Source organism: Pseudonocardia kujensis (genome assembly GCF_021283305.1).
GTDB classification, from domain to species: Bacteria; Actinomycetota; Actinomycetes; order Mycobacteriales; family Pseudonocardiaceae; genus Pseudonocardia; species Pseudonocardia kujensis.
The window spans coordinates 44556-64431 of the sequence record NZ_JAJSOK010000033.1; the positions used below are offsets into that span (position 1 = coordinate 44556).

19 protein-coding genes are annotated in these 19876 nt (G+C 70.6%); 17 read left to right on the plus strand and 2 right to left on the minus strand.

Going from position 1 to position 19876, the window contains the following annotated elements:
* The first annotated feature begins 1 nt into the window (after position 1).
* The 4 genes from LWC35_RS22085 to LWC35_RS22100 are packed head-to-tail and all read left to right on the plus strand — an operon-like array spanning position 2 to position 4123.
* Positions 2-1009: a zinc-dependent alcohol dehydrogenase gene (locus tag LWC35_RS22085; protein WP_232872088.1), complete on the plus strand. Its 1008-nt coding sequence runs from the start codon at positions 2-4 to the stop codon at positions 1007-1009.
* On the plus strand, positions 1006-2436 hold the full coding sequence (gene tcuA, locus LWC35_RS22090) for an FAD-dependent tricarballylate dehydrogenase TcuA (RefSeq protein WP_232872089.1): 1431 nt from the start codon (positions 1006-1008) through the stop codon (positions 2434-2436). Before LWC35_RS22085 ends, tcuA begins: the two co-directional genes overlap by 4 nt.
* Positions 2433-3248, plus strand: a complete 816-nt coding sequence (locus LWC35_RS22095; RefSeq protein ID WP_232872090.1) for a sugar phosphate isomerase/epimerase family protein — start codon at positions 2433-2435, stop codon at positions 3246-3248. Before tcuA ends, LWC35_RS22095 begins: the two co-directional genes overlap by 4 nt.
* Positions 3249-3298: 50 nt before the next feature.
* Positions 3299-4123 (plus strand): IclR family transcriptional regulator, encoded by an 825-nt coding sequence (locus LWC35_RS22100; protein WP_232872091.1) that lies wholly within the window; start codon positions 3299-3301, stop codon positions 4121-4123.
* A 12-nt stretch (positions 4124-4135) separates the two neighbouring features.
* On the opposite strand, the gene LWC35_RS22105 is transcribed toward LWC35_RS22100, so the two are convergent.
* Positions 4136-5245, minus strand: a complete 1110-nt coding sequence (locus tag LWC35_RS22105; protein WP_232872092.1) for an NDMA-dependent alcohol dehydrogenase — start codon at positions 5243-5245, stop codon at positions 4136-4138.
* Between the two features lie 112 nt (positions 5246-5357).
* Here LWC35_RS22105 and LWC35_RS22110 point away from each other — a divergent pair, with 112 nt between their 5' ends.
* The 6 genes from LWC35_RS22110 (at position 5358) to LWC35_RS22135 (ending at position 12571) form a co-directional block, all read left to right on the plus strand.
* Positions 5358-7013: an aldehyde dehydrogenase gene (locus LWC35_RS22110; protein ID WP_232872093.1), complete on the plus strand. Its 1656-nt coding sequence runs from the start codon at positions 5358-5360 to the stop codon at positions 7011-7013.
* 196 nt (positions 7014-7209) lie between these two features.
* A complete protein-coding gene (locus LWC35_RS22115; RefSeq protein WP_372463079.1) occupies positions 7210-8577 on the plus strand; it encodes an MFS transporter in 1368 nt (455 codons plus the stop codon).
* A 22-nt stretch (positions 8578-8599) separates the two neighbouring features.
* Positions 8600-9556 carry a phosphotriesterase family protein gene (locus LWC35_RS22120; protein WP_232872095.1) on the plus strand — a complete coding sequence of 319 codons (957 nt, stop codon included), beginning with the start codon at positions 8600-8602 and terminating at the stop codon, positions 9554-9556.
* The gene (locus tag LWC35_RS22125) at positions 9553-11361 is read left to right on the plus strand and encodes a flavin-containing monooxygenase (protein WP_232872096.1); all 1809 of its coding nucleotides are present in this window, start codon (positions 9553-9555) and stop codon (positions 11359-11361) included. The genes LWC35_RS22120 and LWC35_RS22125 overlap by 4 nt, the downstream gene beginning before the upstream one ends.
* 115 nt (positions 11362-11476) lie before the next feature.
* Positions 11477-11752, plus strand: coding sequence for a cupin domain-containing protein (locus tag LWC35_RS22130; protein ID WP_232872097.1), 276 nt, complete (start codon positions 11477-11479; stop codon positions 11750-11752).
* Positions 11753-11755: 3 nt separating this feature from the next.
* Complete coding sequence (locus LWC35_RS22135; protein WP_232872098.1) at positions 11756-12571, plus strand: SDR family NAD(P)-dependent oxidoreductase; 816 nt, start codon at positions 11756-11758, stop codon at positions 12569-12571.
* Positions 12572-12578: 7 nt separating this feature from the next.
* Here LWC35_RS22135 and LWC35_RS22140 read toward each other — a convergent pair whose 3' ends face one another.
* Positions 12579-13367, minus strand: a complete 789-nt coding sequence (locus tag LWC35_RS22140) for an IclR family transcriptional regulator (RefSeq protein ID WP_232872099.1) — start codon at positions 13365-13367, stop codon at positions 12579-12581.
* A gap of 87 nt (positions 13368-13454) precedes the next feature.
* Here LWC35_RS22140 and LWC35_RS22145 point away from each other — a divergent pair, with 87 nt between their 5' ends.
* Genes LWC35_RS22145 through LWC35_RS22175 form a run of 7 tightly spaced genes read left to right on the plus strand, consistent with a single transcriptional unit; the run spans position 13455 to position 19717 of the window.
* Positions 13455-13934 carry a MaoC family dehydratase gene (locus LWC35_RS22145; protein ID WP_232872100.1) on the plus strand — a complete coding sequence of 160 codons (480 nt, stop codon included), beginning with the start codon at positions 13455-13457 and terminating at the stop codon, positions 13932-13934.
* Positions 13931-14758 carry an HpcH/HpaI aldolase/citrate lyase family protein gene (locus LWC35_RS22150; protein WP_232872101.1) on the plus strand — a complete coding sequence of 276 codons (828 nt, stop codon included), beginning with the start codon at positions 13931-13933 and terminating at the stop codon, positions 14756-14758. The genes LWC35_RS22145 and LWC35_RS22150 overlap by 4 nt, the downstream gene beginning before the upstream one ends.
* The gene (locus LWC35_RS22155) at positions 14743-15909 is read left to right on the plus strand and encodes an acyl-CoA dehydrogenase family protein (protein WP_232872102.1); all 1167 of its coding nucleotides are present in this window, start codon (positions 14743-14745) and stop codon (positions 15907-15909) included. The genes LWC35_RS22150 and LWC35_RS22155 overlap by 16 nt, the downstream gene beginning before the upstream one ends.
* Entirely contained in the window at positions 15909-17171 is a 1263-nt protein-coding gene (locus LWC35_RS22160; RefSeq protein WP_232872103.1) for a CaiB/BaiF CoA transferase family protein, read from the plus strand. Before LWC35_RS22155 ends, LWC35_RS22160 begins: the two co-directional genes overlap by 1 nt.
* Positions 17168-18607 carry an aldehyde dehydrogenase family protein gene (locus LWC35_RS22165; protein ID WP_232872104.1) on the plus strand — a complete coding sequence of 480 codons (1440 nt, stop codon included), beginning with the start codon at positions 17168-17170 and terminating at the stop codon, positions 18605-18607. The genes LWC35_RS22160 and LWC35_RS22165 overlap by 4 nt, the downstream gene beginning before the upstream one ends.
* A 10-nt stretch (positions 18608-18617) precedes the next feature.
* Entirely contained in the window at positions 18618-18842 is a 225-nt protein-coding gene (locus LWC35_RS22170) for a CoA-transferase (protein WP_232872105.1), read from the plus strand.
* Positions 18839-19717: an LLM class F420-dependent oxidoreductase gene (locus LWC35_RS22175; RefSeq protein WP_232872106.1), complete on the plus strand. Its 879-nt coding sequence runs from the start codon at positions 18839-18841 to the stop codon at positions 19715-19717. The genes LWC35_RS22170 and LWC35_RS22175 overlap by 4 nt, the downstream gene beginning before the upstream one ends.
* Positions 19718-19876: the final 159 nt, after the last annotated feature.

The following is a 19876-nucleotide window of genomic DNA, read 5'->3' on the forward strand; positions in this document are numbered from 1 at the left end:
CGTGCACGCACTCGTCAAGGCCGCCCCCGGGCCGGGCTCGGTCTCCGTCGCCGAGCTCGACGACCGCCCACCCGGACCCGGTGAAGTCCGGATCGCGCTGCTCAAGGCCGGGATCTGCCACACCGACATCGCCATGGTCGACGGTCTGCTCGGCGAGGCGCAGGGCTATCGACCACGCTTCCCCGTCGTACTCGGCCACGAGTTCCTCGGTCGGGTGGTGGTGCTCGGACCGGGCGCGGGTGGTGTCGAGGTCGGCGACCGGGTCGTCGGCAGCGGGCACCTCACCTGCCGGACCTGCCGCTGGTGCACCGCCGGGCGCTCCCAGCTCTGCGTCGACCGGCGCACCATCGGGATCGACGCCGACGGGGTCTATGCCGAGCGGTTCTCGCTGCCGGCGTCGAGCCTCGTCCCCGTCCCCGAGGACGTGTCGGACGACCTGGCGGCAGTGGCTGAGCCGTTTGCGGTGTCCGCCCGCGCGGTCGACGTCGCGGCGATCCGGCCCGGCGAGAGAGTGGCGGTGATCGGCCCCGGCTCGGTCGGGCAGCTCACGGTTGCCGCGCTCGCGGGTCACGCTGTCACGGTCGTCGGCAGGCCCGAGGACGAGAGCCAGCTCGAGCGCTGCCGCACCTTCGGCGCCACCCGGACCTGCTCGGACCCCGCCGAGGTCGCCGAGCTGGCGGACACCTTCGACGTCGTCCTCGAGACCGCGGGGTCCGGCGCCGCCGTCGGCGTCGGCGTCGGGATGCTCGCCCCCGGCGGCCGGATCGTCTGCGTCGGTGTGCCGCCGGACGAGACCGTCTTCCGGTCCGCGGATCTCGTGCTCCGCGAGCGCTCCATCATCGGGACCCGCAGCTACGACCTGTCCACCTGGCGGACGATCCCCGACCGGCTACGGGCCGCTCCGCAGATTGCCGAGATCGTCAGTCACGTCCTCCCCCTCGACAAGTTCGCCGAGGGCTGCGAGCTCGTCGCCACCCGTGCGGCCTCGAAGGTGGTGCTCGTCCCGTGAGCGTGGACGTTCTGGTCGTGGGCGGAGGCATCGCCGGACTGACGGCCGCCATCACCGCGGCGGAAGCGGGCGCACAGGTCCGGCTCGTCGACGCCGCCGAGCGCGCCGACCGCGGCGGGAACACCCGGTGGAGCATCGGAATATCCCGCGTCGCGCACAGCGACCGCGCGGAGCTGGAGAAACTGCTGGACGCGGGCATGTCGTTCGGCGAGGTCGACGTGCCCTCCTATCCCGCCGACCGGTTTCACGCCGATCTCGTGCGGGTCAGTCGGGGCGACGGTAACCGGACCCTGCAGCGCCTGGTCGCCGACGGCTCGTTACCCCTCGCCCGCTGGTTGCGGGATCACGGCGTCCGATGGAAGCCGGCGCCGTTCCGGTTCGGCCGGGCGGCCCCCGACCGCGAGCCGGGCCTGGCCCCGGGAGCCGAACTGATGGTCCGCGGCGGCGGGGCGGCGCTGGTCGACGCCCTTCTCGACGCCGCGCACACGGCGGGTGTCGAGGTGCGGTTCGGCATCCGCGTACGGGCCCTGTGCACAGCCGGGGTCGAGCTCGCGGACGGCACTCGGCTCACCGCCGACGCCGCCGTCCTGGCCTGCGGCGGGATCGAGGGCAGCCGTGCGATGCGGGCGCGCTACCTCGGCCCCGGCTGGGACCTTGTCCGCATCCGGGGCACCCGGCACAACACCGGCGCACTGCTCGAGGCCGCCCTTGCCGCCGGCGCGGCGCCGGCCGGGCACTGGAGCGGTGTACACGCCGTCGCGTCCGACCCACACGGCCCGCCCTACGGCGATCCCGTGATCGGTGACGTGCACGGCCGCTACTCCTACCCCTACGGCATCACCGTGGACGCCCGCGGCGAGCGGTTCCTCGACGAGGGCGCGGACGAGAAGAACCTGACCTACGCCACGATCGGCCCGGCCATCCACGCCCGGGGCGGGACCGCTTACCAGGTCTTCGACGCCTCCGGCACAGAGCTCCTCGAGCCGCGCTACGCCCAGTCGACCCCGGTCGTCGCCGACACCGTCGAGAAGCTCGCGCACGCGCTCGGACTGCCACGGCTGGTGGAGACGGTGCGAGCCTTCAACACTGCTTGCCCCGACGGCGAATTCGATCCCGCAGACCTCGACGGCCTCGCCGCGCAGCCACCCGGCCAACCGCCGAAGTCCAACTGGGCCGTCCCGCTGACCAGGCCACCCTTCCGCGCCTACCGGGTCACCCCGGCCGTGACCTTCGCCTTCGCCGGGCTGGCGATCGACGCCGACGCGCAGGTGCGGGACGAGGTCGGCCGCCCGCTGCCCGGTCTCCTCGCCTGCGGGGACGCCGTCGGCGGGATCGCAGTGCACAACCTGCCCGCGGGAACCGGGATGATCGCAGCCGGGGTGCTCGGCCGGATCGCGGGCGCCACCGCAGCGAGGAGGACCCCGTGAAACTGCCGCTGGCAGGAGCGACCGCATCCTGGATGCACCACGAGCCGCTCGACCACGCCCTGGACACGATCGCGGCCAACGGCCTGCGCCACGTCGAGTTCTTCACGTCCGCACCCCACCTGCAGGCCACGGCGCTCGACGCGAACGCCCGACGTGGGCTGCGTCGCCGGCTCGACGAGCTGGGCCTCGAGCCACTGTCCGTCAACCCGAGCGGGCTGGACGTCAACCCGATCTCACCGCACAGCGACGTCCGCGCGCTCGCCGAGCGGATCATCGGAGCGGAGATCGGCCTTGCCGCCGACCTCGGTGCCCCGTTCGTGGTGGTCACGACCGGGCGGCTGCACGCGCTGGCGCCACTTCCCCGATCCGAGGCGCTCGAACTCATCACGGACGCCTACGGAAGGCTCGCCGAACGAGCCGCACACGCCGGCGTCGTACTGCTGGTGGAGACCCTCCCCTACGGCTTCCTGGCCCGCAGCGAGGAGATCCGTGACCTGGTGCGCGCGATCGACTCGCCCGGACTGGCCATGGTCTACGACGTCGCCAACGTCCTGGCGTTCGAGGACCCGTGCGCGGGACTGCGCGCGGCCAAGGACGAGCTGCGGCTCGTGCACGTGAGCGACAGCGGCCGGGAGAAATGGGCGCACACCTCTCCGGGCCGGGGGGAGATCAACTTCGCCGCCGTCGCGGGCACCCTGCACGAGATCGGGTATAACGGCACGACCGTCTACGAGCTGCTGGACGGTGAGCACCCCACCCCCCGCTACGGCGCCGACGTGGCGGCGCTGGTGAGCGCCGGCTGGTCGCTGTGAACGGCAAGGGTAGGCTTCGGGCACTGAGCAACCGGCAGAGCGAGGGGGTCATGGCCGAGGGGGACGGCGAGTCGTCGAAGGAGTCCTCGGGCAGGCTGGGCGCACTGCGGCACGGGCTCGCGGTCTTCGACATGTTCGATGTCGACCGTCAGACGGTCACCGTCGCAGAGATCGCGCGCCACCTCGGCCTGCACAAGTCCACCGCGTCCCGCATCGCGTCCAACCTGGTCCTCAGCGGCTATCTGCTGCCCGCGAGCTCCGGCTCGGGCTACCGGCTGAGCGGGAAGCTCACCCGGCTCGGCGCGATCGCCGCCGCCGACACCAACTTGACCACGGTGTCGATGGAACACATGCAGGCACTCGTCGAGGACACCGGCGAGACCTGCCATGTCGGCGTGCTGGAGGGACACGAGGCGGTGACCGTCGCCCTCGTTGACGGCTCCTACTCGGTGCGCCTGCACTCCTGGGTCGGCAAGCGCAGCGACGCGCACTCCACCGCGATGGGCAAGACCCTGCTCGCGGGCCTGTCCGACGCGACGATCGACATGCTGTACCCGAAGAAGACGCTTCCGCAGCCCACCGCACACACGCTCGGCACGGTCGCCGACCTCAAAGAACAGCTGTCGAAGGTCCGCGAGCACGGATTTGCCCTCGACAACGAGGAACTCGAACCCGGCCTCCGCTGCGTCGCCGCACCGATCACCGACCACGACCGCCGGGTCGTGGCCGCGCTGACCATCGCCGGCGCATCGTCCCGGCTGACCATGGCCCGAATCGACGAGTACGTGGCGAAGGTGAAGGCCTCCGCCCGCCGGATCAGCACCGCTCTCGGTGCCCCGGACGACGACTTCCGAATCACCGAGAGCGCAGGCTGACCCGGACGGACGTCAGAGGGTGAGGACTCCGCGGATGCTCCGCCCCTGGACCTGGTCGTCGTAGCCCTGGTTGACCTCGTCCAGCTTGTACCGGTGGCTGACCAGCTCCTCGAGCTGCAGTTTGCCGCTGCGGTGGAGGTCGAGCAGTCGGGGGATGTCGCGCCGCGGGTTGGCCGACCCGAAGCACGAACCCCGGACCTGCTTCTCCATCACCGTCAGGTCGAGGGCGTTCATCGTGACCTGTTGGTCACCGGCCTCGTGCAGGTTCGTGACGACGACCTTGCCCCGCTTGCCCGCCAGCCCGAGCGAGATCGCGATGTCGGCGCCCTCACCCTCACTCTTCGTGTTGATGACGACGTCGGCGAGGCGGCCACGCGTCAGCTCCTGGAGCAAGGCGAAGCCCTCGGTCGCGTCCGAGGCGGTGTGCGTCGCCCCGAACCCGATCGCCTTCTCCCGCTTCAGGGCGACGGGGTCGATCGCCAGGATCCGCTCGGCTCCGGCCAGGGCCGCGCCCTGGATCGCGTTCATCCCGATTCCACCGGCGCCGACCACGACCACGGTGTCCCCCGCGACGACGCCCCCGGTGTTCACCGCCGCACCCCAGCCGGTGACCACCCCGCAGGCCAGCAGGCAGGCGAGTTCGAGCGGGAGATCGGGGTCGACCGGCACACAGTGGGCCTCGTTGACGGTCGTGTGCTCGGCGAAGGTACCGACCATGCAAGCCACCCGCAGGTCGACTCCCCGGGCGTGGTGGCGGGCGGTGTGGTCGGTGACCTGGTAGCCGTCGGCCATGTACATCCCCAGGTCGCAAAGGTTCTGCGCACCGGTCGAGCAGGATGGACAGCGACCGCAGGCCGGGATGAACGCCAGCACGACGTGATCACCGGGGGCCACGGTCGTGACGCCCGGTCCGACCTCTTCGACCACCCCGGCACCCTCGTGGCCGCCGATCATCGGCAGCTCCCAGGGCATGTGCCCGTTGCGGATGTGCTCGTCGGAGTGGCAGAGGCCTGAGGCCACGAGACGCACGAGCACCTCGCCGGCCTTCGGCGGGTCGAGCTCGATCTCCTCGACGCTCCACGGGGTGTTCCGTTCCCAGCAGATGGCAGCTCTGGTCAGCACAGAAGGTCTCCCTCGATCGATGGGGTGTGGACGTGCCCGCGAGCCTCTTCAGCGGGCGACCGCGCTTGCATGTGGCGCATCGCGTTGCATATGGTGCGTCTCACACACGGCGATGTCAACTCGCCCGCGCAGTTCGACCGCGACGATCCCTGCACCATTCCGACGCGGGCGACGAATCAACGAGAGCCAGCTCGGCGTCGCTCATTCTTCACCATGTCGAGCGACTCTGTCCAGAAGTCCGAACGATCACAGGAGCATTCCGATGACAGATCGCGATCCACGCACCACCATCGTCCTGGAGCACGCGCGGGAATTCTATGTCGACGGTAAATGGACGACGCCCGCGGATCCGGGCCGGACCATCGAGGTGCTGGACTCCACCACCGAGGAGCCATTCCTGCGGGTCGCGGAGGCGACGGAGGAGGACATCTCGGCTGCCGTCGCCGCGGCTCGCCGAGCGTTCGACGACGGCCCGTGGCCACGGATGGCCCCTTCGGAGCGGGCCGGCTACATTCGCGCGTTCGCCCAGGGCATCCGGGACCGAGCGGAGCTGTTCAGCGAGATCTGGACGAGAGAGTCGGGTGTCCTCCACAGCACGTCCGAAGCGGGCTTCGAGTTCGTCCCGGCGATCTACGACCGGTACGCCGACCTCGCCGAGTCCTTCACCTTCGACGAGCCGGCCGAGATCACGCAGGGCAAGGGACGGTTCGCCCTGCTGCGCCGCGAACCGGTGGGCGTCGTCGGCGCGGTCGCCCCGTGGAACGCCCCCGTCCTGCTCGCCGCGATCAAGCTGGGGCCGGCGTTCGCGGCAGGCTGCACGGTCGTGGTGAAGGGCTCCCCCGAGGCGCCCGGCAACGTCAACCTGATGGCGGAGGTCGCCGACTCGATCGGGCTTCCGCCGGGGGTGCTGAACGTCGTCACCGCGGATCGCGAGGCCTCGGAGGCGCTCGTCCGGGACCCGCGGGTCGACAAGATCGCTTTCACCGGCTCGACCGCCACGGGACGGCGCATCGCCGCACTCTGCGGCGAGCGCATCGCCCGCTACACCCTAGAGCTCGGCGGCAAGAGCGCCGCGCTGGTCCTGGACGACTTCGACATTGATGAGGCTGCGCGGATCCTGAGCCGGGAGGAGTGCTTCCTCTCCGGCCAGGTGTGCTCGTCGCTGACCAGGATCATCGTTTCTCGTGATCGCCACGATGACCTCGTCGACGCCCTCACGTCGACGTTCTCCCAGGTCAAGGTCGGCGACCCGTTCGATGCAGACACCGAGATGGGCCCGCTGATCTCCGACCGCCAGCGCACCCGCGCCCTCGGCCTGATCGAACGTGGTCGCGCCGAAGGGGCGATCCTGACGACCGGCGGCGGCACACCGGAACACCTCGACCGCGGCTGGTTCATGGAACCCACTGTGTTCGCCAGGGTCGACAACGACTCCGTCCTGGCCCGCGAGGAGATCTTCGGCCCCGTCCTGTCCGTCCTGCCCGCCGACGGCGAGGAGGACGCGATCCGGATCGCCAACGACTCGATCTACGGGCTGAACGCCAGCGTGTTCACCGAGGATCTGGACAAGGCGCACGACGTGCTGCGTCGCATGCGCGCGGGTACGGCGGGCCACAACGACCACCACACCGACCTCGGCATCGCCTTCGGCGGCTACAAGCAGTCCGGCCTCGGCCGGGAGGGGGGCCGCGAGGGACTCCTGCCGTACCTGGAGACGAAGACCCTGATCCTGCAGGGCAGACCGACCGCCTTCGACACCGAAGCCTGAGCAGGCGATCGCGGAACCGACGGGGCCGGAGGTGGGCGGACGGTCCGCCGCCACCGGCCCCGTCGTCGGCGGGTTGACCGTGTTGCCACCCGGGCTTACGCTGACACAGTCGCGAATCCCTCTTCGTATATAGGAATCGACCGACAGGCGGACCCCCGCCACCCCCCTTCAAGCGATGGAGCTGGAGGAAGACCCGATGGACGACACGTCACCGACGGCGAGCCTCGATGCGGTCCCGGAGGACAGACCGCCACGCGATCGCGCGGACACAGCCGCGGATCGCGCGGCGCCCGATTCGAGAACGGTGCGCCGAGCCACTTTCTCCGGTGCCGCGGGTTTCTTCATGGAAACCTACGACTTCGGCATCTATGGCCTGCTCGCCGCCTATCTCGCGGTGGAGTTCTTCGCGTCCACGAATTCCACGGCCTCGCTGCTGATCACCTGGGCCGTTTTCGCCATCCCATTCGCTATTCGCCCGCTCGGGGGGCTCGTCCTGGGAGCGATCGGCGATCGCGTGGGCCGCAAGAAGGTGATGCTGTTCAGCATCGCCGCCATCGCGCTGGCGACAGCGGCGATCGGCGTCATCCCCTCGGCGGCGACGATCGGGATCGCCGCCCCGCTCGCCGTCCTCGCCGCCCGTGTGCTCCAGGGGTTCGTCTACGGCGGAGAGACGGCCAACGCGATCACCTTCGTCGGGGAGTGGACGCCCGCGCGACGGCGGGCGAGCAGGCTCGCGTGGGTCCAGTGCGGCTCGTCCGCGGGCCAGGTGTTCGGTTCCGTGCTGGCCTTCGCGCTCAGCGCGAGCCTCGGGCCGGCGCTGATGCAGGCCTGGGGCTGGCGCATCCTCTTCGTGGTCGCCCTCCCCCTCGCCGCCGTCGGCATCTACATCCGGTTCAAGATCGACGAGACGCCCGCCTTCCGCGCTCTGCAGGCCGAGGGGACCGTCTCGGCCAACCCGGTCAGGTCGACGTTCTCCGACCCCGCAACCAGGACGGCGATGGCGCAGTGCTTCCTGCTCGGCGCCCTGTTCGCCGCCGGCTTCTACACCATCTACATCCAACTGCCCGCCTACCTCGTCCGTGAGGTCGGGTTCAGCGGCTCCGAGGGTCTGCTGCTCACACTCGTCGGGCTGGTGTTCCTCCTCATCTGCACGCCGATCTGGGGCTACGCCGCGGACCGCTTCGGGCGGCGGGGGCTCGGACTGTGGTCGAGCGTCGTCGTCGCCTGCATGGTCGTCCCCTGCTTCATGCTGATCAGCGGCCACGGCGGCCTCGGGATCGCGCTGACCGGGATTCTCCTGCTCACCCTCGTCTACTCGGCACAGAACGCGCTGGCCCTCGGGACGATCTTCGAGGTCCTGACCACGCGTACGCGCAGCACGGCGTTCTCCATCTCCTGGGGTGTCTGCGCTGCCCTCTTCGGCGGCGCCGCACCCTTCGTGAGCACCGCCCTTGTGGCCGCGACCGGCTGGGCCGCCGCGCCCGCGCTCATCGTCGTGGTCGCCGCGGCCTGCTCGGCGGCCGGCTACCTCTGGTTCCGCGAGCGCCCGGTGCTCGCAACCTGACCCCTTTCGGAGGCTTGTACAGATGATCGAGACCGTGCGCGGGCCGATCCCGCCCGAGGACCTCGGGCCCACCCTGATGCACGAGCACATCTTCGTCCTCGACCGGGAGATCGAGGCGAACTACCCGGGTCGCTGGGACCAGGAGGAGCGGCTGACGGATGCCGTGGCGAAGTTGCGCGCCGCCGCGGCCTCCGGGATCCGGACCATCGTCGACCTCACGGTCCTCGGTCTCGGCCGCGACGTCCCCCTCGTCCAGCGGGTGGCGGCACAGGTCGATCTGAACATCGTCGTCGCCACCGGGCTCTACGCGTACGACGACGTGCCGATGTTCTTCAAGTTTCGCGGCCCCGGCCTGCTGATCGACGGCCCCGAGCTGCTGACGGAGTTCTTCGTCCAGGACCTCACCAAGGGCATCGCCGACACGGGGGTCAAGGCGGCGATCATCAAGTGCGCCACCGACAAGGCCGGGGTGACACCGGGTGTCGACCGGATCCTCCGGGCGAGCGCCCGCGCCCACGTCGAGACCGGCGCGCCGATCACGACGCACACGGACGCCGGCACCCGCCGCGGGCTCGACCAGCTCGCGATCTTCCGGGAGGAGGGTGTCGACCTCAGCCGGGTGGTGATCGGCCACTGCGGAGACACCACGGACACGGACTACCTGACCGAGCTGATGGACGCCGGGTGCACCATCGGCATGGACAGGTTCGGCATGGACATCCTGCTCCCCTTCGACGACCGTGTCGACACCGTGGCGAGGCTCTGTGCGCGGGGCTACGCCGAGCGGATGGTGCTCTCCCACGACGCGTCCTGCTTCACCCACAACTTCGACCCCGCGGTGAAGCAGCGGGTGATGCCCCACTGGGTCTACACCCACCTCCAGCAGGACGTCGTGCCGGCGCTGCACGCCGCGGGCGTCTCGCCCGCGCAGATCGAACAGATGCTCGTGCACAACCCGAGCCGCCTCCTGAACCGATGAGCGCGTCCTCGGCACCCCACACCCACCCCGGACGGAAGGACGAGATGAAGCCCGACGAGGAACAGCCCGGCACCGAACCGACCGCGACGGTCGAGGGCTGGCTCACGGCGTTCGGCGAGGCGCTGGCGCACGGGGACCTGAGCGCCACGACCGACCTCCTCCACGAGGACTGCGTCTGGCGGGACATCGTCTGCCTGACATGGGACATCCGCACCTTCGACGGCCAGGCGGCGATCTGGGACGGTCTCGGCGAGAGACTGAAGGAGGCTCCGCTGACCGGTTTCGCGCTCCGTCCCTCGCCCGCTCCGCGCTGGGTGACCAGGGGCGGCGTGCGCTCGATCGAGGCGCTGCTCGAGTTTCGCGCCCCGGCGGGGCGCGGCGAGGGTGTCGTCCGCCTGGTGCCCGGTCCGACCGGACCGCGGGCGATCGCGGTGCTCACCGCCCTGCACGAGCTCGACGGGCACGGCGAGGCCCTCGGCGACCGTCGCCCCAGCGGCCGACGCTACCTCCGCAGCTTCGGCGGTCCCAACTGGGCGGACGATCGTCGCGCTGCGGCGGCCTACCGCGACACCGAACCGGAGGTGCTCGTGGTCGGGGCCGGCCAGTCCGGACTGGCGATCGCCGCCCGGCTGGGACAGCTCGGGGTGGACACCCTGGTCGTCGACCGGGCCGAGCGTGTCGGGGACAACTGGCGGAACCGCTACCACTCGCTCTGCCTGCACAACCAGGTGTGGGTCAACCATCTCCCCTACCTCCCCTTCCCCGACACCTGGCCGATCTACATCCCGAAGGACAAACTGGGCGACTGGCTCGAGAGCTATGCGGAGAGCATGGAGCTCAACGTCTGGACGGAGACCAGCCTCGCGCACGCGGCCTACGACGACACGGCCCGGACCTGGACGGTCACGGTCGACCGGGCAGGCGCCGCCCGGGTGCTGCATCCGCGGCACGTCGTGATCGCCACGGGCGTCAGCGGCATCCCGCACGTCCCCGAGGTGCCGGGGCTCGAGTCCTTCAGCGGGCCCGTCCTGCACTCCAGCAGGTACACCGACGGATCGAGCTACGCGGGCAAGCGCGTCGTCGTCTACGGTACCGGGAACAGCGGTCACGACGTCGCACAGGACCTGCACAACTTCGGCGCGGACGTCTGCATGGTGCAGCGCAGCCCGACGACGATCGTCCAGGTGGAACCCTCGGCACAACGGGTGTACAGCCTTTACACGGAGGGCCTCCCGACGGAGGACTGCGACCTGATCTTCGCCTCGATCGGCTACCCGGTCCTCGTCGACACCTATCGCGAGCTGACCCAGCGCATCGCCGCCGACGACAAGCCGCTCATCGACGGCCTCGAGGCGGCCGGCTTCCGCACGGACATCGGGGACGACGGCACCGGCTTCCAGATGAAGTACATGCGGCGCGGTGGGGGCTACTACATCAACGTCGGCTGTTCGGACCTCATCGTCGAGGGGAAGGTGCGGGTCCGCCAGAACCACGACATCGAACGGGTCGGCCCCGCCGGGCTGCAGCTGCGCGACGGCTCGACAGAAGAGGCCGACGCCATCATCCTCGCCACGGGGTTCAAGGGTCACGAGGAGTTCGTCCGGCGCCACTTCGGGGAGGACGTGGCAGACCGGGTGGGTCCGGTGTGGGGCTTCGACGAGGGCGGCGAGCTCCGCAACATCTGGAAGCCCACCGCACAGCCGGGACTCTGGTTCCACGCGGGAAGCCTCGCCCAGAACCGGATCTTCTCGCGCTACCTCGCGCTGCAGCTCAAGGCCGACCTCGAAGGCCTCACGGGCCACTGACCACCGAAAGGACGCCATGCGCATCCTGCGAAGCGGAAAGGGTTCCGGGCAGCCTCCGCCCGGGCCCACGTTCACCGGAGACGTGCTCCTCACACCCGTCCACCGAGGCGACCGGGTGGCGGTCAACTCGGTGACCTTCCTCGAGGGGGCACGCACCTTCTGGCACACCCACGAGCACGGGCAGCTCCTGCTCGTCACCGCCGGGACGGGCTGGGTGGTGAACGAGGACGGCGACCGGCAGCGCGTCGAGCAAGGCGACCTCGTCTGGTCGGAGCCGGGCGAACGGCACTGGCACGGCGCAGTGTCCGCCAGCGACTTGACCCACCTCGCCGTCTCGCTGGGCCTCACGTCGTGGCACGACGAGGCCGTCGACGATCCTGATCGTCCCTGACCGATGAGCACCTGGCTGCGAGCAGAATCCTTCGCGGGGCGAGTCGGGCTGGTCACCGGTTCCGCCGGCGGGATCGGCGCGGCCGTCTGCGGGGCGCTCGTCGCCGCGGGATGCACGGTGGTCGGCTGCGACCTTGCCTCCGACGACCTTGCCTCCGACGACCTTGCCTCCGACGACCTTGCCTCCGGCATCGAGCCGGCCGGGGACATCGCGAGAAGGATCCGGACCGACGTCACCGTGCAGACCGATGTGGACGCCGCCGTGGAGGCGTCCGTCGAGGCGTTCGGGGGATTGGATTTCGTCGTCGGCTGCGCGGGGGTCGTGCTGCCCGGCAGGCTCGCGGAGGTGACCGCCTCGAGCTGGCGGCGGTCCTTCGCCGTCAACGTCGACGGCATGATCCATCTGGCTCGCGCGGCGTACCCGCACCTGCGACGGAGCCCGGCACCCGCCGCGATCGCGGTCGCTTCGCTCTCCGGTCTCTCCGCGTATCCCGCCGGGGGTGGCTACGGCCCGAGCAAGGCCGCGCTGATCTCGATGGCGCGACAGCTGGCCGTGGAGTGGGGGCCGGACGGGATCCGGGTCAACGTGGTCGTGCCGGGTCCGACCCTCACCCCGATGCTGCGCCGGGCCCAGCCCGTCGAGTACCGGGCGGCCCAGGCCCGCCGCGCACCCCTGGGCCGACTCGCGGACCCCGGCGAGATCGCCGACGCCGTGGTCTACCTGCTGTCCTCCGGCGCTCGCGCAGTCACCGGCCAGGTGCTCGCCGTCGACTGCGGACTCGGCCAGACGCTACTGGCCGGCCCGGGGGCGACGTCGTGAACGGGCGTCACCGGGGGCGGTCGCGGCCGAGCCGGCGGGCCACCTCCGCGGTCGCGTCGACGAGCGCATGAGCGATCTCCTCGAGCCTCGGCTCTATGCGAGGGGTGGGGCCTGCGACCGCAAGGGCGCCCACCACGTCTCCGGCGGAACGGATCGGGCGCGCGGCGGCGGAGACGTCGGGCAGGGTCTCACCCCGGTTGAAGGCGACACCGCGCTCGCGGACGGTTCTGAGCTCCTCCGTCGCCGCCGCGCGCTGCTCGTCCGTCAGCTCGAGCGACGCCAGGTAGCGCTCCCGGCGCTTCTCCGAGCGCTGGGCGAGCAGGACCTTGCCCGCGCTCGGCGGGTACAGCGGGCGGCGCATCTGCAACGGGGCTGCGTACCGGATCCGCTGCGGCGACTCGGCGGAGGCGAGGTAGATGAGCGAATCCCCCACCGCCACCCCCACCATCACGGTTTCGGCGAAGGTGTCGCGGAGCTCGGAGATCACCGGCGCCGCCGCGGACTCGAGATCAGGCCGGGCGGGGAGCAGGAGCGCGCCGAGCGCCGGTCCCAATCGGTAGCCGTCCGGCTCCTCGCTCAGGTATCCCGTGGCCACGAGACCCTTCACCAGCCCGAACACGGAGGTGTTGGGAGCGTCGAGTTCCGCACTGATCTCATGGACCCGCATCGGTCCCCGTGCGGCCACCGCCTCCAGGATTCCCACCACCCGGCTGACGGTCCGGTGTTCCTTGGCGCTGGTGTCCATCCGCTGCACCCCGATCCGCGCTTCGTATATACGGAGGCTAGCAGCATCCACTCCTGGTTGACCCAGCGCCTGGCGCCTCCTACCATCTCGCTATATCCGAATTGCTATTCTCATATAGGAAGTTGGTAGGTGAACCAGGTGACGATCTCGATCGTTCAGCGCGGTCTGTACTTCGAGGAGCTCGACACGGAAGTGCTCTACCGTCACAGCCCTGGCCGGACCGTCGGGGAGGCGGACAACACGTTCTTCTCGACCCTGACGATGAACCCGCAGAGCCTGCACCTCGACGCGGCCGCGAGTGCGGCGACCGAGTTCGGCGAACGCCTGGTCAACAGCATGTTCACGCTCTCGACCCTCGTCGGGCTGAGCGTCACGCAGCTCACCCAGGGCACCACGGTGGCGAACCTCGGGTTCACCGAGATCCACTTCCCCCGCCCGGTGTTCGTCGGGGACACCCTCTACGCCTCCAGCCGTGTCGCCGCCAAGCGCCTGTCGAGGTCCCGCGACGACGCCGGGATCGTCGAGTTCGTGCACACCGCGGTCAACCAGCGGGACGAGGTCGTCGCGACCGCAGGCCGCGCGGCACTGATGCGGAGACGGCCGGAGCTGGCGCGATGACCTTCCTCCGACATGGACCCGCGCTCCTGTTCTGCCCGGGCGACCGTCCGGACCGGTTCGACAAGGCCGCCTCCCGAGCGGACGTCGTCGTCCTCGACCTGGAGGATGCAGTCGCACCGGAGCGCAAGCACGAGGCCAGGGAGGCGGTCGCCGCGGCTGCGGCCCGCCTCGGCGACCGGGCGATCGTTCGGGTCAACGCGACCGGCACCGCGTGGCACGAGGCGGACGTGTCCGCAATGCGTGCGGCCGGGGTCGGCTCGGTGATGCTGCCCAAGGTCGCCTCCGCGGCCGATCTCGCCGGCCTGGAGGACCTCCGGATCGTGGCCCTGTGCGAGACGGCGGCAGGGATCGCCCACTGTACGGAGATTGCCGCCGTCCCCCACTGCGTCGCCCTGTTCTGGGGCGGCGAGGATCTGATTGCGGACCTCGGCGGGCGATCCAGCCGGGACGACACAGGTCGGCTGCTCGCCGTGGTCGAGTACGCCCGGTCCGTTACCCTGCTGGCGGCGCGCGCGGCGGGCAAGCCCGCGATCGACGCCATCGAGCCGGACATCGGGGCGGTCGAGCGACTCATCGCGGCAGCTCGTGACGCGGCGGACTCGGGGTTCGCGGCGAAGGCCTGCATCCATCCCGATCACGTCGGGGCGATCCGGTCGGCCTTCGCCGCCACACCGGAGCAGCTGAGCTGGGCCCGCGGGGTGCTGGCGACCGAAGCCGAGGCCGGGGGCGGGGTCTTCCGCTTCGGCGGCCGGATGATCGACGCCCCCCTGCTCGCCCACGCCCGCATCATCGTCGAGAAGGAGAGAGCATGGACCTGCGGCTGAGCCAGGACCAGGAGGACATCCGCCGGGGCGTGCGAGACCTCGCCCGCCGGTTCCCGGACGAGTACTGGGCGGAACACGACGAGCGCTGCGCGTTCCCGGACGAGTTCTACACGGCGTTCGCCGAGGCCGGCTGGCTCGGCATCGCGATCCCGGAGGAGTACGGCGGCGGCGGCCTGGGGATCCTCGAGGCGTCCCTGCTGCTCGAGGAGGTGGCCGCCTCGGGCGCAGGAATGAACGGGTGCAGCACGATGCACCTGACGATCTTCGGCCTGAACACGATCGTGAAGCACGGCAGCGAGGAGATGCGCAAGGAGATCCTTCCCGGGGCGGTGGACGGTTCTCTGCACGTGTGCTTCGGTGTGACCGAGCCCGACGCCGGTACGGATACAACCCGCATCTCCACCTTCGCGCGGCGCGACGGCGACTCCTATGTGATCAATGGACGCAAGGTCTGGATCACCAAGGCCGGGCACTCCCAGAAGATGGTCCTGATCGCCCGGACCACGCCGCGCGACGAGGTCGCGAAACCCACGGACGGCATGAGCCTCTTCCTGGTCGACATCGAGTCCGACGCGGTGACGCTGCGCGCCATCCCCAAGATGGGCCGCAATGCCGTGTCCTCCTACGAGGTGGCGATCGACGACCTCCGTGTCCCGGCGTCCGCCCGCGTCGGGGAGGAGGGCAAGGGCTTCCAGTACCTGCTGGACGGGCTGAACCCCGAGCGGATCCTGCTGGCCCACGAGGCGCTGGGGATCGGGCGGGCCGCCTTGGGCAAGGCGATCCGCTACGCGAAGGAGCGGATCGTGTTCGATCGGCCGATCGGGATGAACCAGGGCATCGCGTTCCCCCTCGCCGAGGCTGCGACCCGACTCGACGCCGCAGAGCTGATGGCCCGCACCGCTGCGTGGCGCTACGACAACGGGCTGCCGTGCGGGAAGGAGGCGAACATGGCGAAATGGCTGTGTGCGGACGCCGGCTTTCAGGCCGCCGACCGCGCAATCCAGACGCACGGGGGCATGGGCTATGCCCGTGAGTACCACGTCGAGCGCTACTTCCGGGAGTCCCGCGTGCTCCGGCTCGCGCCGATCAGCCAGGAGATGGTGCTGAACTATGTCTCCCAGCACGTGCTCGGTCTCCCGAGGTCGTACTGATGGGGACGGGGAGCCTGGGCGGGTTGCGCGTTCTCGACCTGTCCCGGGTGCTGGCGGGACCGTACTGCGGACAGATGCTGGCCGACCACGGCGCGGAGGTCGTCAAGATCGAGGCGCCGCGTGGCGACGAAACGCGGGAATGGGGGCCTCCGTTCCTGCCGGACGGGACGTCGGCGTACTACACGAACCTGAACCGGAACAAGCGGAACGTCGTCGTGGACCTCGGTAGGGTCGAGGGGCGCGCGGTCGTCGAGGATCTCCTCGCCGACGCCGACGTGGTCGTCGAGAACTTCAAGGCCGGCACCCTCGAGCGGTGGGGGTGGGGCCGCGAGGTCCTCGAGCAGCGCTACCCCCGGCTCATCCACTGTCGCATCACCGGTTTCGGGACGGACGGGCCGCTCGGCGGCCTTCCCGGCTATGACGCGGTGCTGCAGGCCTACGGCGGTCTGATGAGCGTGAACGGCGAGCCGGACGGCGGACCACTGCGGATCGGAGTGCCGGTCGTCGACGTCGTCACGGGCGTGTTGGCCTTCTCGGGCATCCTGCTCGCGCTGCACGAGCGGCGGGTCTCCGGGCGGGGCCAGCTGGTCGACCTCACGCTGCTCGACACCGCGATCAGCCTGCTGCACCCACATTCCGGCGCGTGGCTCGCGGACCGGAGCGAGGGTCGGCGGACCGGGGACGCCCACCCGACCATTGCGCCGTACGAGTCCTTTCCCACCGCGGACGGGCCGCTCTTCATCGGAGCGGGCAACGACAGGCAGTTCACCGTGCTGGTGGAAGTGCTCGGTGCTCCCGAGCTCGCCGCGGATCCGCGGTTCCGGACCAACCGCGACCGGCTGCGGCATGTCGACGACCTGCGGGGCCTCCTCCGCCCTCTGATCGCCGAGCATCCTCGGCAGACGCTCGCCGAGGTGTTGCTCTCCCGCGGCGTTCCGGCCTCGCCGGTACACAGCATCGCCGAGGCGCTCACGGCAGAGCAGGTCCAACACCGCGGGATGGTGGTCGAGCGGGAGGACTACCGCGGGATCGGTATCCCCGTCGCGCTGGGCCGCACACCGGGCACCGTGGGACCCGCCCCCCGGCCGGCCGGGGCGGACACCCTGGCCGTCCTGGCCGAGCTCGGTTACACCTCCGACGACATCGACCGGCTGGTAAGAGCGGGAACCGTGGGCAGGACGGACTCGCCGGACCGACCGCTGTGGCCCACCGTCGGTGCCGTCGTCGGTCACGCTCACCGCAACGGGACGGGGAGGGCATGAACGACCTCAGGAACTACATCGACGGGATCTGGCGTCCTGGTGGCGGGCGGCCGTGCGAGAGCATCGACCCGGCGGTGCCCACCCGCGTCGTCGCCCGGTGGCGGCTCGCAACGGACTCAGATGTCGACGCCGCGGTCGCTGCAGCCTCGGCGGCGAGCGTGGGGTGGGCTCGGGAGAACATCCACGAGCGGGCCCAGTATCTCCGTCGTGCAGCCGTGCTGCTGCGGGAGCGCGCCGCGGGCATCGCCGCGGACCTCACCGCCGAGCAGGGCAAGATCGCGGGAGTGGCCCGCGGCGAGGTCGAACGCGCTGCGTCGATCCTGGACTTCTTCGCCCACGACGCCGTGCAATCGCTCGGCGAGAGCTACAGCTCACCGCGACCGAAGGAGCTCATCCTTACCCACCGGGTTCCCGTCGGCCCCACGCTGGTCGTCACCCCGTGGAACGTGCCCCTGGCGATCCCGGCGTGGAAGATCGCCCCCGCGCTGGTGCACGGCAACACGGTGGTGTGGAAGCCGTCCGAACACGTGCCGCTCGTCGCGACCCACCTCATGGAGGCTCTCGCCGACGCCGGCCTCCCCGCGGGCGTCTGCAACATGGTGCTGGGGGGCGGTTCGGCCGCGTCCCGCGCGCTGGAGGCGCCCGTGATCAAGGCCTGCACCTTTACCGGCTCGACGGCGGTCGGGCTCGCCATCGAGCACGCCGCCGCGGCTCGGCATATCCCGGTCCTCACCGAGATGGGCGGGATGAACGCGGCGATCGTGCTCGACGACGCCGATCTCGACCTTGCCGCGGAGCAGATCGTGGCCGCGGCCACGGGGTGGTCCGGGCAGCGGTGTACCGCGACGAGCCGGGTCGTCGTCCAGCGTGGGGTCGCCGAGCGGTTCACGAAGATGCTGCAGGACACCGTGGCCCTGCTGCGGGTCGGCGATCCTCTGGATGCGACGGTGGAGGTCGGCCCGGTCACCACCCGTAGGCAGTTCGACGAGCTCGCCGACGCTGCCGCACGCGCCCGGCGGGACGGCGAGCTGCTCGCCGGCGGCGTTGCGGGCGCGGCCGAGGACGGCTACTTCGTCTCGCCGATGCTCGTCCGCGGCCTGCCCGCGGGCCACGAGCTCGCGAGGACGGAGATCTTCGGGCCGCTGGTCGTGATCATGGAGGCGGACGACCTCGACGACGCGCTGGCCGAGGCGAACGACAGCGACTTCGGCCTCTCTGGCTCCCTGTTCACCCGCGACCTGGACTGTGTGCTCGAGGCCCTCGACCGCTTCGACGTAGGGGTGCTGCACGTCAACTCGGAGTCGACGGGCGCGGACCCCCACGTCCCGTTCGGCGGTTTCAAGCTCTCGGGAACCCCGCACAAGGAGATGGGCCAGTCGGCGCGGGACTTCTTCACCCGCGTCAAGACGGTCTATCTCCGCAGCGGAAGCCGGTAGGAGAAGCGGCATGGACAAGGTCATCTCAGCGGCGGCGGCCCTGGCCACAGTTGGCGACGGCGCCACGCTCGCCGTCGGCGGGTTCGGGCTCTGCGGTATTCCGTCCGCACTCATCGCGACCCTGCACCGCACCGGAGTGACGGACCTGCGGGTGTGTCCAACAACTGTGGTGCCTGACCACCGCGTGACCACGGGACATGCGCCGTCCCCCACGAGAGGAGCTCGACGATCATGAAGTTCGGACTCACCCACGGCAACATCGGCCCCACCTCGAATCCCGACGAGGCCCGAACGATGGCGGTGGCAGCCGAGCAGGCGGGCTTCGAGTCGCTCTGGACGGTGGACCACGCGGTCATCCCGACCTACTACGAGCGGGTCTACCCGGAGACTGCCAGCGGCGAGTTCCCCTTTCCCGTGGACCACCCGCTCGCCGACCCCCTCCCCTGGCTGACCTGGGTCGGCGCCGCCACCAGCCATGTCAAGCTCGGCACCGCGATCCTCGTCCTCCCCCAGCGGAACGTGCTGATCACTGCCAAGGAGGCCGCGACGGTCGACCGACTGACCGGCGGCAGGCTGATCCTCGGCGTCGGTGTGGGCTGGTGCCGTGAGGAGTTCGAGGTCCTCGGCGCGGACTTCGACACCCGCGGGCGGCGGCTGCGCGAGGCGATCCCCGCGCTCCGGGCTCTGTGGACCGGCGAGCCTGCGACCTACGCGAGCGAGTCGGTTCGCTTCGACGGAGTGGTCTGCCAGCCCCGGCCCGCGAACAAGACGGTGCCGATCCACATCGGCGGCTTCTCCATGACGGCGGCAGCCCGAGCCGGTCGAATTGCCGACGGCTTCTTCCCGGCGGGCTACGGCGACCTGGACCGCCTCGCCGCCCTCATCGCCCGGACCCGCCAGACCGCCGTCGAGGCCGGCCGCGACCCCGGTGACATCGAGATCACCACCCGCTGGACGCGGGATCCCGAGAACATCGACCCCGAGATCGTCCACCGGCTCGAGGAGCTCGGCGTGGACCGCGTGACCGTTCCGGCGATGCTCTTCGACCCGGACGACCTGCCGGGGGCCCTGGCGAGGTTCGGGGAGACCTACATCGCACCGCACTCGTGAGGAGGTGCGACACCAGGCACAACGCCCCGCCCGACGGGAGCGTCGTGGGTACTCGCGTTGCAGCCCTGATGCGGCGACATCGGCTGTATCAACCACGGAAGCACCAGCCGCGCCCTGCACCCACCGAGGAGGCCACTTGCACACCGTCCGTGCCTCGCT